At 64.6% G+C, this 15,556-nt stretch carries 15 protein-coding genes; 13 read left to right on the forward strand and 2 right to left on the reverse strand.

Translation table 11 applies throughout. The features are described from left to right. Positions 1-59: 59 nt before the first annotated feature. Positions 60-833 (reverse strand): Crp/Fnr family transcriptional regulator, encoded by a 774-nt coding sequence (locus tag XH87_RS31845; RefSeq protein ID WP_271590280.1) that lies wholly within the window; start codon positions 831-833, stop codon positions 60-62. Positions 834-1,031: 198 nt separating this feature from the next. Then, positions 1,032-1,337: a gamma-butyrobetaine hydroxylase-like domain-containing protein gene (locus XH87_RS31850; protein WP_271590281.1), complete on the reverse strand. Its 306-nt coding sequence runs from the start codon at positions 1,335-1,337 to the stop codon at positions 1,032-1,034. 209 nt (positions 1,338-1,546) lie between these two features. Here XH87_RS31850 and XH87_RS31855 point away from each other — a divergent pair, with 209 nt between their 5' ends. From XH87_RS31855 to XH87_RS31915, 13 genes are all read left to right on the forward strand, one after another. Further along, positions 1,547-2,320, forward strand: a complete 774-nt coding sequence (locus XH87_RS31855) for a ferredoxin--NADP reductase (RefSeq protein ID WP_271590282.1) — start codon at positions 1,547-1,549, stop codon at positions 2,318-2,320. 102 nt (positions 2,321-2,422) lie between these two features. Beyond that, positions 2,423-4,165, forward strand: a complete 1,743-nt coding sequence (locus XH87_RS31860; protein ID WP_271590283.1) for a fumarate reductase/succinate dehydrogenase flavoprotein subunit — start codon at positions 2,423-2,425, stop codon at positions 4,163-4,165. A 28-nt stretch (positions 4,166-4,193) separates the two neighbouring features. After that, positions 4,194-4,427 (forward strand): 4Fe-4S dicluster domain-containing protein, encoded by a 234-nt coding sequence (locus XH87_RS31865; protein ID WP_035699490.1) that lies wholly within the window; start codon positions 4,194-4,196, stop codon positions 4,425-4,427. A 2-nt stretch (positions 4,428-4,429) separates the two neighbouring features. Continuing rightward, positions 4,430-5,407 (forward strand): HEAT repeat domain-containing protein, encoded by a 978-nt coding sequence (locus XH87_RS31870; protein WP_035699488.1) that lies wholly within the window; start codon positions 4,430-4,432, stop codon positions 5,405-5,407. Positions 5,408-5,519: 112 nt separating this feature from the next. Beyond that, the gene (locus XH87_RS31875) at positions 5,520-6,692 is read left to right on the forward strand and encodes a fumarylacetoacetate hydrolase family protein (RefSeq protein ID WP_271590284.1); all 1,173 of its coding nucleotides are present in this window, start codon (positions 5,520-5,522) and stop codon (positions 6,690-6,692) included. Positions 6,693-7,247: 555 nt separating this feature from the next. Further along, positions 7,248-8,213, forward strand: a complete 966-nt coding sequence (ytfQ, locus tag XH87_RS31880; protein ID WP_271590285.1) for a galactofuranose ABC transporter, galactofuranose-binding protein YtfQ — start codon at positions 7,248-7,250, stop codon at positions 8,211-8,213. Positions 8,214-8,327: 114 nt separating this feature from the next. Then, positions 8,328-9,872 carry a sugar ABC transporter ATP-binding protein gene (locus tag XH87_RS31885; RefSeq protein ID WP_271590286.1) on the forward strand — a complete coding sequence of 515 codons (1,545 nt, stop codon included), beginning with the start codon at positions 8,328-8,330 and terminating at the stop codon, positions 9,870-9,872. Beyond that, a complete protein-coding gene (locus XH87_RS31890) occupies positions 9,869-10,861 on the forward strand; it encodes an ABC transporter permease (protein ID WP_271590287.1) in 993 nt (330 codons plus the stop codon). The genes XH87_RS31885 and XH87_RS31890 overlap by 4 nt, the downstream gene beginning before the upstream one ends. Further along, positions 10,858-11,838 (forward strand): galactofuranose ABC transporter, permease protein YjfF, encoded by a 981-nt coding sequence (yjfF, locus tag XH87_RS31895; RefSeq protein ID WP_271590288.1) that lies wholly within the window; start codon positions 10,858-10,860, stop codon positions 11,836-11,838. Before XH87_RS31890 ends, yjfF begins: the two co-directional genes overlap by 4 nt. Next, on the forward strand, positions 11,835-12,611 hold the full coding sequence (locus XH87_RS31900) for a FadR/GntR family transcriptional regulator (RefSeq protein ID WP_271590289.1): 777 nt from the start codon (positions 11,835-11,837) through the stop codon (positions 12,609-12,611). Before yjfF ends, XH87_RS31900 begins: the two co-directional genes overlap by 4 nt. Beyond that, the gene (locus tag XH87_RS31905) at positions 12,608-13,534 is read left to right on the forward strand and encodes a Gfo/Idh/MocA family protein (protein WP_271590290.1); all 927 of its coding nucleotides are present in this window, start codon (positions 12,608-12,610) and stop codon (positions 13,532-13,534) included. The genes XH87_RS31900 and XH87_RS31905 overlap by 4 nt, the downstream gene beginning before the upstream one ends. 2 nt (positions 13,535-13,536) lie before the next feature. Continuing rightward, complete coding sequence (locus tag XH87_RS31910; protein WP_271590291.1) at positions 13,537-14,613, forward strand: aldose epimerase family protein; 1,077 nt, start codon at positions 13,537-13,539, stop codon at positions 14,611-14,613. Further along, the gene (locus XH87_RS31915) at positions 14,613-15,491 is read left to right on the forward strand and encodes an SMP-30/gluconolactonase/LRE family protein (protein WP_271590292.1); all 879 of its coding nucleotides are present in this window, start codon (positions 14,613-14,615) and stop codon (positions 15,489-15,491) included. The genes XH87_RS31910 and XH87_RS31915 overlap by 1 nt, the downstream gene beginning before the upstream one ends. The last annotated feature ends 65 nt before the right edge of the window (positions 15,492-15,556 follow it).

Genomic DNA, 15,556 nt, shown 5'->3' on the forward strand with positions numbered 1-15,556 from the left:
TGTGCAGTCCTGCACTATAAAGCCGCTTGCCTGTGCACCGGCCTTGGTCGCCAATTCGGCTAGTCAGACGCGTGACCGCGCATCTCTTCCAGCACGTCGGTCCGGCAGACCACGATCTGCGACCGTTTGGTCAGCACGATTCCCTTCTCCTGCATCCGCTTCAGACTGATCGTGACCCATTGCCTGGTGGCGCCGACCATGTGGGCGATGTCGGCGTGGGTGAAGGCTGCGGCGATCACGGTGCCGTCGGCATCCTCGACGCCATAGAGCTCGACGAGATGCAGCAAGAGATGCGCGAGGCGCTGCGTGATCGAGCGCGTTCCCAGCATTTGCGCCAGCGCCGAATAACATTTGCCTTTGAAGGTCAGGCCTTCAATGAGCCCGATCGCGAGGTTCGGGATCTCCGCGGCAAGGAACCGCAATTCCTTTCCGGGCAGGTGCACCACGCTGCAATTGCTGGATGCGACGCCGGACCATTGATGCACGGTGCCTTCGAACACTTCGGGGCCGCCGACGAAATTGCCGACATGCCAATAGGCGAGCGTGATCTCGCGCCCGAGCGGCGACGTGTAGAACACGCGGATGCGGCCGCTTTCGATCAGCCAGATACCGTCATGCTTGCCGCCCTGGCTGAACAGCGTCTGGCCGCGGTTGAGCACCTTGCGCCGGCCCTGCTTGAGCACCAGCTCCCGCTCGCGTGGAGAAAGCTTGTCCATCAGCGGCGGCGGTCCGCCGATCCATTGCTGGTTCTCCGTGAGCAGCAGCGAGGAGCTTCCGGCAGGGCGGACTGCCGGGGCCACAACTCTGCGAACCACATTGGCCGCCTGCAACATCGTCTGCCTCCGGAACGTTCAAATCGTTCTAAAGAGGAGCAATGTCCGTGCCAGATTCACTCCGCTGGCGTCGCCCGGCTTGTCCGGGCGACCCAGTATTCCAGAGGCGTCAATGGGATACGGAGGGGCCGCGGCGTACTGGATTCCCCGCTTTCGCGGGGAATGACGGCGGGGCAGTGAGGAGCGTTCGCGCGCCCCTTATCGCCCAGCCAAGCTCAGCAGATAGGGCTTCGGGTAGATCCCCCGGTTGTGCCCATCCGAAAACGAGATGTTCAGCCCATAGCCGAGATCGCCGATATCAGTGATGGTGATGCCGGGAAATGCTTGCGGGAAGCGGCCGTCGAAGCGGGCGCGGGTGCAGTGGGCGCATTTGCAGGAGAGGCGGAGTTTTTCGGCCGGTACGCTCAGCGCGTCGTCCTGCGTGGTGCGGACGAGAAGCGATGCCAGGTCGGCGCTGGCTTCATAGTCGGTCACGGTCGGTGCCACCAATGCGGTCATGGTCATGACGAGCCTCCGGCGTCTTTGTATGCCGTCGTGGACGAACGCGAATAGCAACTAATTGCCGTCGCGGACGTGTGGCGCGGACCTGGGCTGCCTCGACTTCGATCAGCGCCGGCGAAATGTGAAACTAATCGACCGGGAATTTCACTTCCGAATTGCCGGACTCTCCTCTCTCCGAAACCTTGTGCGCCATCGATGGCCAAGGAGAGACCATGAGCGCATTTCAGAGGGAAACGGTTTTGTCGGTCCGCCACTGGACCGACTCCCTGTTCAGCTTCACCGCGACGCGCGATCCCGGCTTCCGCTTCCAGAACGGCCAGTTCGCGATGATCGGGCTGGAGATCGAGGGCAAGCCGTTGATGCGGGCCTACAGCCTGGCGAGCGCCAATCACGAGGAAGCCCTCGAGTTCTTCTCGATCAAGGTGCAGGACGGTCCGCTGACCTCGCGTCTTCAGAAGATCAGGGAAGGCGACATCATCCTGATCGGCCGCAAGGCGACGGGTACGTTGATCACCGGCAATCTCATTCCGGGAAAACGCCTGCTGCTGCTCTCGACCGGAACGGGACTGGCGCCGTTCGCCAGCCTGATCAAGGACCCCGACGTCTACGAGAACTACGAGACCATCGTGCTCGCCCATGGCTGCCGCCAGGTCTCCGAGCTCGCTTATGGCGAGCACGTCGTCGAAGGTCTGCGCAATCACGAGTTTTTCGGCCCGCTGATCCGCAACAAGCTGGTCTACTATCCGACCGTCACCCGCGAGCCATTCCGGAATCGCGGCCGCATTACCGACCTGATCGCCTCCAATCAGCTATTCGACGACGTCGGGCAATCGGGCCTCGATGTCGAGACCGACCGCATCATGCTGTGCGGCAGCCCGGCGATGCTCGAAGAGCTCCACGAAATGTTCTCCGCACGCGGCTTCGTCGAGGGCAACCACAGCCAGCCCGGCCATTTCGTCATCGAAAAGGCCTTTGTCGAGCGCTGAGGCGCAAATCGCGTCCCGGCGACAACTAATTGCTATCTCCGGAACGCCCCCTGAACAAATCTGACGCAAAGGCGCCGGGGACCGGCGAACCAGGAGCAAGTGATGGCACTAGATCAGATCGTCGATGGACTTTCGGAGGTTTCCTGCGATGTGCTCGTCATCGGCGGCGGCACGGCCGGCCCGATGGCGGCGCTGAAGGCGAAGCTGAAGAACCCGAAGGCCAATGTCGTCCTGCTCGAAAAGGCCAACGTCAAGCGCTCCGGCGCGATCTCGATGGGCATGGACGGGCTGAACAATGCCGTCATCCCCGGTTATGCGACGCCGGAGCAGTACACCAAGGAAATCACCATCGCCAACGACGGCATCGTCGACCAGAAGGCGGTCTATAAATACGCGCAGGACTGCTTTGAGATCATCGAAGAGCTCGACAGCTTCGGCATCCGCTTCCTGAAGAACGAGAATGGCGACTATGCCGTCAAGAAGGTGCATCACATCGGCACCTATGTGCTGCCGATGCCGAACGGCGAGACCGTGAAGAAGGCGCTCTACCGTCAGCTCCGCCGCGCCCGCATCCTGATCTCCAACCGCTACATGGCGACGCGGCTGCTGAAATCGTCCGACGGCCGCATCGCCGGCGCCATCAGCGTCAACACCCGCACCGCCGAGATGCTGGTGATCAAGGCCAAGGCCGTGATCCTCTGCATGGGCGCCGCCGGCCGCCTCGGCCTGCCGACCTCCGGTTACATGTTCGGCACCTATGAGAACGCCGCCAATTCCGGCGACGGCTACGCCATGGCCTATCATGCCGGCGCCGCGCTCGCGAACCTCGAATGCTTCCAGATCAACCCGCTGATCAAGGACTATAACGGCCCGGCCTGTGCCTATGTCGCAGGTCCCTTCGGCGCGTATACGGCGAACAACGAGGGATCGCGCTTCATCGAGTGCGACTACTGGTCCGGCCAGATGATGCTGGAGTTCTATAACGAGCTGCTGTCCGGCAAGGGCCCGGTGTTCCTCCAGCTCAAGCATCTGCATCCCGACACCATCTCCGAGATCGAATCCACGCTGCACAAGGTCGAGCGTCCGACGCGCGGCCTGTTCCAGCAGGGGCGCGGCATAGACTATCGCAGCGAGTCGATCGAGATGCACATCTCCGAGATCGGCTTCTGCTCCGGCCACAGTGCTTCCGGCGTGTTCGTGGACGACAACGCCCGCACCACCGTGCCCGGCCTCTACGCCGCCGGCGACATGGCGAGTGTCCCGCACAATTACATGCTTGGCGCCTTCACCAACGGGGCCGTTGCCGGCATCGATGCGATGGAGTTCGCCGACAGCCACGACTTCGCGGAGTTCGACGCTGCTGACGTCGCGATGGAGCGCGACCGCGTGATGGCGCCGACGAAGCGCGAAGACGGCATCCCGCCGAACCAGATCGAGTACAAGACCCGCCGTCTCGTCAACGACTATCTGCAGCCGCCGAAGGTCACCCGCAAATACCAGCTCGGCATGCGCCGCCTTGCCGAAGCGCGGGAAGATATGCAAGAGCGCATGATCGCGCGCAACGCGCATGAACTGCTCCGCGCCCTCGAAGTGCAGTCGATCATGGACTGTGCCGACATGGCCGCGCACGCCTCGCTCTATCGCGAGGAGAGCCGTTGGGGCCTCTATCACTGGCGCACGGATTTCCCGGAGAAGGACAACGAGAACTGGTTCTGCCACACGCTGCTGTCCAAGCAAGACGGCAGGATGACCAGCGAGAAGCGTGCCGTCGAGCCTTATGTCGTGCCGATCGCGGACGATGAGAAGGACCTCTACGACAAGCAGCGCATCCGCGCTTCGGCCTGATCCCATCGCGAAACAATAGGAGACAACGATGCCGCTCGCTTCTTATCAGACATCGGTTCCCGTGGTCGTCGACGACGCCAAATGCATCGCGGACAAGGGCTGCACCGTCTGCGTCGACGTCTGCCCGCTCGACGTGCTGCGCATCAGCGACACGACCAGCAAGGCCTACATGGCCTATGACGAGTGCTGGTACTGCATGCCCTGTGAGGCCGATTGCCCGACCGGCGCCGTCACCGTCAACATTCCCTATCTCCTGAGGTAGTCATGTCGAGCCCGTTCGAGTCCTATGACGACCTCGAAGACGCGGATGAGCGGCTCCAGGCCGCCGATCCCGCCGAGCGCCGCGTCGCCATCATCGCGCTCGGCCATTCCGGCGATCCGGCCGCGGTCGCACATCTCGCCAATATGGTGGCCGATCCGGACGCAGGCGTGCGCCAGCAGGTGGCGATGGCGCTCGGGGAGTTCGACGGGCCGGAGGCGGCGAGCGCACTGGTGAAGCTGCTGGTCGACCCTGAGAGAATCGTTGCGGCGGCGGCGGCCGACAGCATGGCCGAGTTCAAGGATCCGGCCTGTGCCGAGATCATCCTGCCGCTGGTCAAGCACGCGCACGCCTTCGTCCGCATGGGTGCGCTGCGTGCGCTGAAGGAACTGCGCTGCAAGGACACGCTGAAGCCGGCGCTGGAAGCGCTCCAGGACACGGATGCCGCCGTGCGCGTGCAGGCGATCGGCGTGATCGGCTTCCTGAAGCTCGAAGAATCCATTCCCGCGCTGACCGCGCTGATCAACGATCCCGACGCCCATGTCCGCCGTGCCGCCGTGAGCGCGCTGGCCTTCTCCCAGATGAAGCCGGCGGCCGAGACGATCACGCGCGCACTGAAGGATGCCGACTGGATGGTCCGCGAGATGGCGGCTGAAACGCTCGGTCTCAACGTCAATGGCGCGATCGCAGCCGACCAACTGGTCGCCTGCCTCGGCGACGAGTTCTGGCAGGTGCGGCTGAAGGCGATCCGCAGCCTCGGCAAGATGAAGATCGAACGCGCTGTGCGTCCGATCGGCAATTGCGTCAACCACGATCAGGCGAATTTGCGGAAAGAGGCGGCCGCCGCGCTCGGCGAGATCGCCCATGCTGACGGTGAAGCGTTCCTGGCCGTCATCGCCGACGATCCCGATCCCGATGTCCGCAAGAATGCGCGTTGGGCGCTGCAGCAGATCGCGGCGCGAAAGGCGCGGGCAGGGGCATAGCGGCTCTTCGCGGCCGCTCTGGACTTCCCCGGCCAGACGTTTATTGGTCTTCGCCAACGTGATCGGTCGTCTTCTAGCGAGGCCGGTCCGAGAAGCAGCGAGGACGCCGGCCATGACGACATTGACTGTGAAGGACCTTCTCCCCGAGGACGGCACGCGGGGAACGTTGGCCGGCCGCGTCTGGCTGCCGCAGGTCAACGGTCCGGCCGTGGTCGCCGTGCGCGCCGACGGCGTGTTCGACGTCACCGCGAAATTTCCGACCGTCAGCGCGCTGTGCGAGGAAGACAATCCCGCCAAGGCGCTCAGCTCGACCAGGGGTGAACGCATCGGCGATCTCGAGGCAATCGTTGCCAACACGGCACCCGACGGACGTGATCCGAAAAAGCCGTGGTTGCTTGCGCCGGTCGATCTCCAGACATTGAAGGCTGCGGGCGTTACCTTTGCCATCTCGATGCTGGAGCGCGTCATCGAGGAGCGGGCCAAGGGCAATCCGGCTTCGGCCGAGGCGATCCGCAAAGAGGTGACGCGGCTGATCGGCGACGATTTGTCAAAGCTCAAGCCGGGCTCGGACCAGGCGATGCACCTCAAGCAGGTGCTGATCGACCAGAACGCCTGGAGCCAGTACCTTGAGGTCGGCATCGGCCCCGACGCTGAAGTCTTCACCAAGGCGCCGACCCTGTCCTCGGTCGGCACCGGCATGGATGCCGGCCTGCACCCGAAGTCGACCTGGAACAATCCCGAGCCCGAACTCGTGCTGTTCATCTCCAGCCGCGGCAAGATCGTCGGCGGATCGCTCGGCAATGACGTGAATCTGCGCGACTTCGAGGGACGCTCGGCGCTGTTGCTGTCGAAGGCCAAGGACAACAACGCGTCCTGCTCGATCGGCCCGCTGCTGCGCCTGTTCGACGACACCTTCACGCTCGACGACGCGCGCAAGCTCGACATCAGCCTGAACGTGAAGGGTATGGACGGCTTCGTTCTCGACGGCCGTTCCTCGATCAGCAAGATCAGCCGCGATCCGACTGACCTCGTCGCGCAGACGATCGGCAAGATCCATCAATACCCTGATGGCTTCGTGCTGTTCCTCGGCACGATGTTCGCGCCGGTCAAGGACCGCGATGCCCCAGGGCAGGGCTTCACCCATAAGCGCGACGACATCGTCACGATCTCAGCGCCGGAGCTCGGCAAGCTCGTCAATCGCATGCGCACAAGCGACGAGTGCGAGCCCTGGACCTTCGGCTTCAGTGCGCTGATGAAGAACCTGGCGCAACGGAAGCTGATTTAGCTCGCTGGCCTTCGCCGCTTCCCGCTCACGGGAGAGGCCGGATTGTATTGAAGATGCGACCCGTGTGAGGGGGACTCACCACGAGTCGATATGGTCGAGATACGCAGAGCTCTCTACACCGTCATTGCGAGCGCAACGAAGCAACCCAGAGTCTTTCCGCGGACGGATTCTGGATTGCTTCGCTGCGCTCGCAATGACGCGGAGAAGAGGTGCGGGCATTTGTCTTCTACCTTTGCGTGGAGAGAGTCCCTCAGCCGAGCCTTCTCGGTGCGAACGAATCTCGTCGCAGCCCCGCAAGAGCGAGGAAGCGCACCGCCGCCGTCGCAGCTCCCATCAATTCCTTCACCTCCGCGTTGCATCTTCGGAACAAAATCGCTCTCCGTGTGTCATGGAACGGCCAACCTGCTAAATCGTGTTTTCCGCAAATAGTAAAATAATATGACTAGTCGGAACCAATCTTCCGTGAAATAGTGCCTTCCGCCGGCTTAAAGGCCGGCCTGCGGGTGCCACGATACCAATTGGTGCCCCGGATAAATATCTTGGGAGATACGCCTGATGATCCTCAAAGCCCTCTTTGCGGCCAGCGCCACGGCCGCGTTGCTGCTCGCGCTGCCGGCCAATGCCGGTCAGCTCACCATCGGCTTCTCGCAGATCGGATCGGAGTCCGGCTGGCGTGCGGCCGAGACTTCGGTCTCCAAGCAGGAAGCAGCCAAGCGGAAGGTCAATTTCAAGATCGCCGACGCGCAGCAGAAGCAGGAGAACCAGATCAAGGCGATCCGCTCCTTTATCGCGCAGAACGTCGATGCGATCTTCCTTGCGCCCGTCGTCTCGACCGGCTGGGATTCGGTGCTGAAGGAAGCCAAGGAGGCGAAGATTCCGGTCGTGCTGCTTGACCGCGATATCGATCCTTCCGGCAAGGAACTCTATCTCACCGCCGTCACCTCGGACAGCGTGCATGAAGGCGAGGTCGCCGGCGATTGGCTCGCCAACACCGTCGGTAGCAAGCCCTGCAACATCGTGGAGCTGCAAGGTACGGTCGGCGCCAGCGTCGCCACCAATCGCAAGAAGGGGTTCGACACCGCCATTGCCAAGCATGCGAACCTGAAGGTGGTGCGCAGCCAGACCGGCGATTTCACCCGCGCCAAGGGCAAGGAGGTGATGGAGAGCTTCATCAAGGCCGAAGGCGGCGGCAAGTCGATCTGCGCGGTTTACGCGCACAACGACGACATGATGGTCGGCGCGATCCAGGCGATGAAAGAGGCCGGCCTCAAGCCCGGCAAGGAGATTCTCACCGTCTCGATCGACGCCGTGCCCGACATCTTCAAGGCGATGGCCGCGGGCGAGGCCAATGCCACGGTCGAGCTGACGCCGAACATGGCGGGCCCTGCGCTCGATGCCGTCGCGGCGTTCAAGGAGAAGGGCACGGTTCCGCCGAAATGGATCCAGACCGAATCCAGGCTCTATACCGCCGCCGACGATCCGCAGAAGATCTACGACAGCAAGAAGGGCCTTGGTTACTGAGGCGGGCAACACGCCGGACTGCGTCCAGCGGTCCGGCACCCTTCGAGACCGCTGCGCGAACGAATAGGCTGGGCGTCCGCATCATCAGCGGACGCCCATGGGAGTGACGTCGCGATGGAAAACAGCCCGGATCCTGCTCCGCCGCTCCTTGAGGTGCGCGGGATCAGCAAGAGCTTTGGCGCCGTGCGTGCCTTGCAGGAGGTCGACTTCACGCTGCGCGCCGGCGAGGTCCATGCGTTGCTCGGCGAGAACGGCGCCGGCAAGTCCACGCTGATCAAGGTGATCACCGGAGTGTTCCCACGCGATGTCGGTATCGTCAGGCTCGGCGGCGAAGAGGTCGCGCCGCGTTCGGCCAAGGCGGCGCTTGGGGCCGGCATCGCCACCGTCTACCAGGAGGTCAACCTGCTGCCGAACCTGTCGGTAGCACAGAACCTGTTTCTCGACCGCCAGCCGATGCGCTTCGGCATCGTGCGTGAAGGCGAGATGCGCCGCCGCGCCAAGGCGCTGCTTGCGGATTTCGGTCTCGATATCGACGTCGCCGCGCCGCTCGGCAACTATTCGGTTGCCATCCAGCACGTCACCGCGATCGCTCGCGCCGTCGATCTCTCGGCGCGCGTGCTGATCCTGGACGAGCCGACCGCGAGTCTCGACCGACACGAAGTCGAGATCCTCTTTGGCATCATGCGTCAGCTCGCCCAGCGCGGCATCGGCATCGTCTTCGTCAGCCACTTCCTCGATCAGGTCTACGAGATCTCCGACCGCATCACGGTGCTGCGGAACGGCCGCCTGGTCGGCGAGCGCGAGACCGCCTCGCTGCCGCGGCTCGACCTGATCCGGATGATGCTCGGCCGCGAGCTTGCGGAGACCACCGGCACGCGGGCTTCTGCGAGCGAGCATATGGCGCGCGAGACCTGCGCGAGCTTCGAAGGCTACGGCAGGGCCGGCTATGTCGCGCCGTTCAATCTCGAGCTGCGCCATGGCGAGGTCGTTGGCCTTGCAGGCCTGCTCGGCTCGGGTCGTACCGAGACGGCGCGCCTGGTGTTCGGTGCCGAGCGCGCCGACCGCGGGCAGGCGAGGGTGGAGGGCGCAGCCGTACGGCTACACTCGCCGCGCGACGGCGTCCGCCTTGGCTTCGGCTACTGCCCGGAAGAGCGCAAGACAGACGGCATCGTCGCCGAGCTCAGCGTGCGCGAGAACATCGTGCTCGCGCTTCAGGCCAAGCGCGGCCTGCATCGGCCATTGTCACGCCGCGAACAGGACGAGATCGCGCACCGCTACGTCAGGATGCTCGACATCCGCCCGGCCGATCCCGAGCGCCCGGTCGGTCTGTTGTCCGGCGGCAATCAGCAGAAAGTATTGCTGGCGCGCTGGCTCGCGACCTCGCCGCGGCTGCTCGTGCTGGACGAGCCGACGCGGGGCATCGACGTCGGCGCGCATGCCGAGATCATCCGCCTGATCCGCGAACTCTGTGACGATGGGCTTTCGCTGCTCGTGATCTCCTCCGAGCTCGACGAGATCGTGACCTATTCCGACCGCGTGGTGGTGCTGCGTGACCGTGCCCATGTCGAGGAGCTCGCGGGCGAGGCGATCGACGTCGGCAACATTCTCGCGGCGATCGCCGCCGATGGCGCCGCGACCGTGCATGAGGGCCGGGCATGACCGCGCTGTTGCCGCGCCGCGGCCTTGCCCAGATCCTGGCGCTGATCGTCATCCTCGCGGCCGATCGTATGGTATCCCCGCAATTCTTCGACCTGCGCCTTCAGGACGGCCGTCTGTTCGGCAGCGTGATCGACGTGCTCAACCGCGGCACGCCGGTGGCGCTGCTCTCACTCGGCATGGTGCTGGTGATCGCGACGCGCGGCATCGATCTGTCGGTCGGTGCGGTCATGGCAATCTCGGGAGCGATCGCCGCGAGCCTCGCCGATGGCCACACCTTGCCGGTGGTGCTGGTCGCCGCGCTTGGGGCGGGCCTCGTCTGCGGATTGTGGAACGGATTTCTCGTCGCCGTGCTCGGCATGCAACCGATCGTGGCGACGCTGATCCTGATGGTGGCCGGTCGCGGCGTCGCCCAGCTCATCACGGAGGGGCGCATCGTAACTTTTTCCTCGCCGGATCTGGTCTGGCTCGGCAATGGCGCCATTCTGGGCCTGCCGGTGCCGGTTGCGATTGCCCTCGGGATGCTCATCCTCACCGGCGCGGTCGTACGCGGCTCGGCGCTCGGCCTCCTGATCGAGGCGACCGGCGGCAATGCGCGGGCAAGCGAGCTTGCCGGCGTCGGCACGCGCGCAATGATCTTGGCGGTCTACGTCTGGTGCGGCATCTGCGCGGCGCTCGCCGGCGTGATCGCGGCCGCCGACATCATGGGCGCCGATGCCAACAATGCCGGCCTCTGGCTGGAGCTCGACGCCATTCTCGCCGTGGTGATCGGCGGCACCTCGCTGTTCGGCGGCCGCTTCAGCCTCGTCCTCGCGGTGCTTGGCGCGTTGATCATCCAGACCATGAACACCGGGATCCTGTTGTCAGGCTATCCTCCGGAGTTCAACCTGCTGGTCAAGGCGGTGGTGGTGCTCGCAGTGCTGCTATTGCAATCGCCGAAACTGTCCGGCCTTGCCGGAATCGCTGCGCGGCTGCGGAGGGCAAAAGCATGAAAGGCTTGCCGCCAGTCCTCATCACCGCCACCGTGCTCGTTGCGGGCTTCGCGCTCTGCGCCGTGCAGTTTCCCAATATCGCCTCCACGCGCGTGGTCGGGAATCTCCTCACCGACAACGCCTTCCTCGGCATCGTTGCGACCGGCATGACATTTGTGATCATCTCCGGCGGAATCGATCTCTCCGTCGGCTCGGTGATCGGCTTCACCACCGTGTTCGTTGCGCTTGCGATCGAGCGCTGGGGCGTGCCGCCGCCGGTCGCCTTCGTCGCCATCCTCGCGCTCTCGGCAGCCTTTGGCGCGGCGATGGGCACCGTGATCCATGTCTTCGATTTGCCACCCTTCATCGTGACGCTGGCCGGCATGTTCCTGGCGCGCGGCGCGAGCTTCCTGCTCTCCACTGAATCTGTCCCGATCGCCGCACCTGTCTATTCGACGATCTCCGACTTCGCGCTGCGGATGCCGGGCGGCGGGCGGTTGACGGCGATTGCGATCATCATGCTGGTGATCGTTATCGGTGGTGCCTTGCTGCTGCATCTCACGCGGTTCGGCGCCAACGTCTATGCGCTCGGCGGCAGCCGCGCGACCGCGAGCCTTATGGGCGTTGCCGTCGGCAAGATGACGATCAAGATCTACATGCTGTCGAGCCTGTTGGCAGGCATCGCCGGCATCGTTTTCTCCTTCTATACCAGCGCCGGCTATTCGCTCTCCGCAGTCGGCGTCGAACTCGACACCATCGCCGCCGTCGTGATCGGCGGCACGCTGCTCACGGGCGGGCAGGGCTCGGTGATCGGAACCTTCCTCGGCGTGCTGATCCAGGGCCTGATCCAGACCTACATCAATTTCGACGGCACACTGTCGAGTTGGTGGACCAAGATCGCGACCGGCGTGCTGTTGTTCGCCTTCATCGCCTTGCAGCAGGGGCTGGTTGCGCTGGCGCGCAGGCCCGTGGCGAAGAGCATGGGAGCTGCCTCATGACCTCGCGGATCGTCGTCATCCCGACGCGGCGGGCCCATTCCAACCATGCCGAAGTGGCCCGTTCGATCGGCGTCGACATCATCGCCGGCCGCTATGCGGAGGGCACGCGGCTTCCCGGCGATGCCGAGATGATCGCGATGTTCGGCGTGTCGCGGCCGGTGCTGCGGGAGAGCGTGAAGACGCTGGTCGCCAAGGGCCTGCTCACGACCAAGGCGCGGGTCGGTACCGTCGTGCGCGAGCGCGGCGCCTGGAACATGTTCGACGCGGATGTGCTGGCTTGGCACCTCGACGCCGGCATCGACAAGCGCTTCCTCAACGATCTCGCCGAGATCCGTCTCGCGGTCGAGCCACGCGCGGCGATGCTGGCGGCCACGCAGCGGTCGGAGGAGGATCTCGCCGAACTTCGGCGCAGCCTGGAGCGCATGCGGCTTGAAGCGTCCGACTCGGTCGGCTTTGCCGATGCCGATCTCGCGCTTCACGTCGCCGTGGCGCGCGCCTCCGGCAATCTGTTCATGCGCTCGATCGGGCATGTCATCGAGGCCGCGCTGCGTGCCTCGTTCCTGCTCAGCGCTCCGGTCGAGCCGGAGGACCGCGACACCGTGCTGCTCTGGCACCAGAAGATCGTCGATGCCATTGCGGCCGGCGATGCCGACGCCGCCGCCGAAGCGATGGTCTTCGTCATTCACAACGGGATGCACCGCCATGAGGGCGCCACGATCGAGACCGCGCCGGCCGAGGTGCTGCCATCCGCGAAATCTGGAGAAGGATCGTGACCGAGCTTCGCATCGCCATCGTCGGGTTCGGCAAGATCGCGCGCGACCAGCATGTCGGCGCGATTGCCGCGGTGCCGGGCGCGACGCTGGCGGCCGTTGCCAGCCGCAACGCTTCGCTGCCGGAACTGCCGCATTTTGCCACGATCGAGGAATTGCTGGAGCAGGGACCGCCGATCGATGCGGTGTCGCTTTGTACGCCGCCGCAGGTGCGCCGGGCCCAGGCTGCAGCCGCGCTCGCCGCCGGCAAGCATGTCATGCTGGAGAAACCACCCGGCGCCGGCGTCGCCGAGCTGGACCCGCTGATCACGATGGCGTCCAACGCCGGACGCACGCTGTTCGCGACCTGGCATTCGCGCCATGCGCTGGCGGTCGAGCCGGCGCGGCAATGGCTCGCCGAGCGCCGCATCGCCTCGGTACACATCAGCTGGAAGGAGGACGTCCGCGTCTGGCATCCCGATCAGGGCTGGATCTGGGAACCAGGCGGTCTTGGCGTGTTCGACCCCGGCATCAACGCGTTGTCGATCCTGACCAGGATCCTGCCCAAGCCGGTGTTCGTCACCGCGGCCGAACTGGCCTTTCCCGCCAATTGCCAGGCGCCGATCGCCGCGAACCTGACACTGACGGATCTTGGCGGTCTGCCTGTGACTGCCGAGTTCGACTTTCGCCAGACCGGGCCGCAGAGCTGGGATATCATCGTCGACACCGATCAGGGCCGGATGACGCTGTCCAGCGGTGGGGCGCGCATGGCCGTTGACGGCAAGGTGCTTGCCGAGGCGCCCGACGAGGAATATCGCGGACTCTACCGGCGTTTCGTCGAGCTCGCGGCGACCGGTGCAAGCGACGTCGATCTGACGCCGCTTCGCCTTGTCGCCGACGCCTTCCTGCTCGCCAAGCGCACGATCGTGGAGCCGTTTGTGGACTGAACATGGCCGCATCAAGAATCACAAGAGACGTCTTCGGGACGCTGCCGGACGGCCGCAAGGTCGAACGCATCGTGCTGCGCGGGGAGGGCGGCTTCGAGGCGCGGATCATCAGCCATGGCGCGGTGATCCAGGCGCTGATTGCGCCGGACGCCAAGGGCGGATACGACGATGTCGTACTCGGTTACGACGCGTTCTCCGGCTATCTCGCCGAACGAAAGTTTTTCGGCGCGACCGTCGGCCGCTACGCCAACCGCATTGCCAAGGGACAGTTCTCGCTCGACGGCGAGACGGTGCAGCTTGCCGTCAACAACGGCCCCAATGCGCTGCACGGCGGTCTCGACGGTTTCGACCGCAAACTCTGGGAGATCGCCGAGATCGACGACGGCGCCGCGCCCGCGGTGACGCTGACCTATGTCAGCCCGCACGGGGAGGAGAACTATCCCGGCAGGCTCGATGTCCGCCTGACCTATCGCGTCAGCGGCCCGACCGAACTGTCGTTCACGATGGAGGCGCGGACAGACCGGCCGACCATCGTCAACTTGACCAACCACAGCTTCTTCAATCTGGAAGGTGCCATGTCGGGCACGCCCATTCTCGACCACAAGCTGACCGTCGCCGCCGAGCATTTCCTCGCGACCGATCCCACTGCTATTCCGCTGCCGGAGTCGCCACGCCCGGTGGCCGGCACGCCGTTCGACTTCCGCGAGCCGCGGTCGGTCGGCGAGCGTATCCGTGAGAGCGATCAGCAATTGCGCAACGGCAGGGGCTATGACCACACCTATTGCCTCGGCCGCGACGGCAAGCTCGCGCTTGCGGCCCGGCTGGAGGCGCCGCGCTCGGGGCGCATCATGGAGCTGTTTACCGATCAGCCCGGACTTCAGGTTTATTCCGGCAACTATCTCGATGGCACGATCTCGGGCAAGGGCGGCAAGCTGATCCGTCAGTCGGACGCCGTGTGCCTGGAGCCGCACATCTGGCCTGACGCGCCGAACCGGCCGGATTTTCCGAGCCCGCGCCTCGATCCCGGCCAGGTCTATCGCCATCACACGGTTTATCGCTTTGCAGTGAGGACGCCGTGATGGAGAAGGTGCCCACCTCCGTTCTCTCGGACGATCCTTGCCATCTCGGCGAAGGCCCGACGTATGACATGACCACCGATACCGCCTGGTGGTTCGACATCCGCGAGGGACGGCTGTTCGAGGCGCACTTGAGCAGCGGCAGCATCCGCGTCCATGCGCTCGGCCGGATGGCAAGTGCGCTCGGGCGTATCGATGCCGAACGGCAGTTGATCGTCGCCGAGGACGGGCTCTACATCCGCAAGCTTGCCGACGGCGCGATGACGTTGCTTTGTCCGCTCGAAGCCGACAATCCCACGACCCGCTCCAACGATGCCCGCGTGCATCAGTCCGGCACGTTCTGGATCGGCACTATGGGCCGCGAGGCGGAAGCAGGGGCAGGCGCGATCTACGCGTTTCATCGCGGCAAGATCTCGCTGCTGTTTCCCCGCATCAGCATTCCCAACTCGATCTGTTTCTCGCCGGATGGCGCGATCGGCTACTTCGCCGACACCGCGCGCGCGGTGCTCTATGCGGTGCCGCTCAATCCCTCGACTGGCCTGCCGCGCGGCGAGCCGGAGGTGCTGTTGCGCCACACGGGCATCGGCGGCCTCGACGGTTCGGTGTGCGACGCCGATGGAAGGATCTGGAATGCCTGCTGGGGTGCGAGCCGGATCGATGTCTATTCGCCGCAAGGCGAGCGTTTGCGCTCATTGAGCGTGCCGGCAAGACAGGCGAGTTGTCCCGCTTTCGTCGGCGCAGATCTGTCGCGCCTTCTCGTCACCTCGGCTTGGCAGGATATGGACGCGGCGGCACGTGCCGCCGATCCGCTGGCCGGTTGCACTTTTCTGCTGGAGGCATCCGCGCGCGGTCGCACGGAGCCGGACGTCAAGCTCGCATAGGAGACCCGAAGCAGCCCACGACCACATTCGCGACGACACGAAGAAACAGTCTGACACCCAAGGGA

This window comes from Bradyrhizobium sp. CCBAU 53415 (assembly GCF_028128735.1).
Classification (GTDB): domain Bacteria; phylum Pseudomonadota; class Alphaproteobacteria; order Rhizobiales; family Xanthobacteraceae; genus Bradyrhizobium.

Coding starts and splice junctions, on each gene's coding strand:
- XH87_RS31890 (WP_271590287.1), top strand. CDS start 9,869: ATGACCGCGCTGTTGCCGCGCCGCGGCCTTGCCCAGATCCTGGCGCTG.
- XH87_RS31865 (WP_035699490.1), top strand. CDS start 4,194: ATGCCGCTCGCTTCTTATCAGACATCGGTTCCCGTGGTCGTCGACGAC.
- XH87_RS31845 (WP_271590280.1), bottom strand. CDS start 833: ATGTTGCAGGCGGCCAATGTGGTTCGCAGAGTTGTGGCCCCGGCAGTC.
- XH87_RS31870 (WP_035699488.1), top strand. CDS start 4,430: ATGTCGAGCCCGTTCGAGTCCTATGACGACCTCGAAGACGCGGATGAG.
- XH87_RS31855 (WP_271590282.1), top strand. CDS start 1,547: ATGAGCGCATTTCAGAGGGAAACGGTTTTGTCGGTCCGCCACTGGACC.
- XH87_RS31910 (WP_271590291.1), top strand. CDS start 13,537: ATGGCCGCATCAAGAATCACAAGAGACGTCTTCGGGACGCTGCCGGAC.
- yjfF (WP_271590288.1), top strand. CDS start 10,858: ATGAAAGGCTTGCCGCCAGTCCTCATCACCGCCACCGTGCTCGTTGCG.
- XH87_RS31860 (WP_271590283.1), top strand. CDS start 2,423: ATGGCACTAGATCAGATCGTCGATGGACTTTCGGAGGTTTCCTGCGAT.
- XH87_RS31850 (WP_271590281.1), bottom strand. CDS start 1,337: ATGACCATGACCGCATTGGTGGCACCGACCGTGACCGACTATGAAGCC.
- XH87_RS31885 (WP_271590286.1), top strand. CDS start 8,328: ATGGAAAACAGCCCGGATCCTGCTCCGCCGCTCCTTGAGGTGCGCGGG.
- ytfQ (WP_271590285.1), top strand. CDS start 7,248: ATGATCCTCAAAGCCCTCTTTGCGGCCAGCGCCACGGCCGCGTTGCTG.
- XH87_RS31875 (WP_271590284.1), top strand. CDS start 5,520: ATGACGACATTGACTGTGAAGGACCTTCTCCCCGAGGACGGCACGCGG.
- XH87_RS31900 (WP_271590289.1), top strand. CDS start 11,835: ATGACCTCGCGGATCGTCGTCATCCCGACGCGGCGGGCCCATTCCAAC.
- XH87_RS31915 (WP_271590292.1), top strand. CDS start 14,613: ATGGAGAAGGTGCCCACCTCCGTTCTCTCGGACGATCCTTGCCATCTC.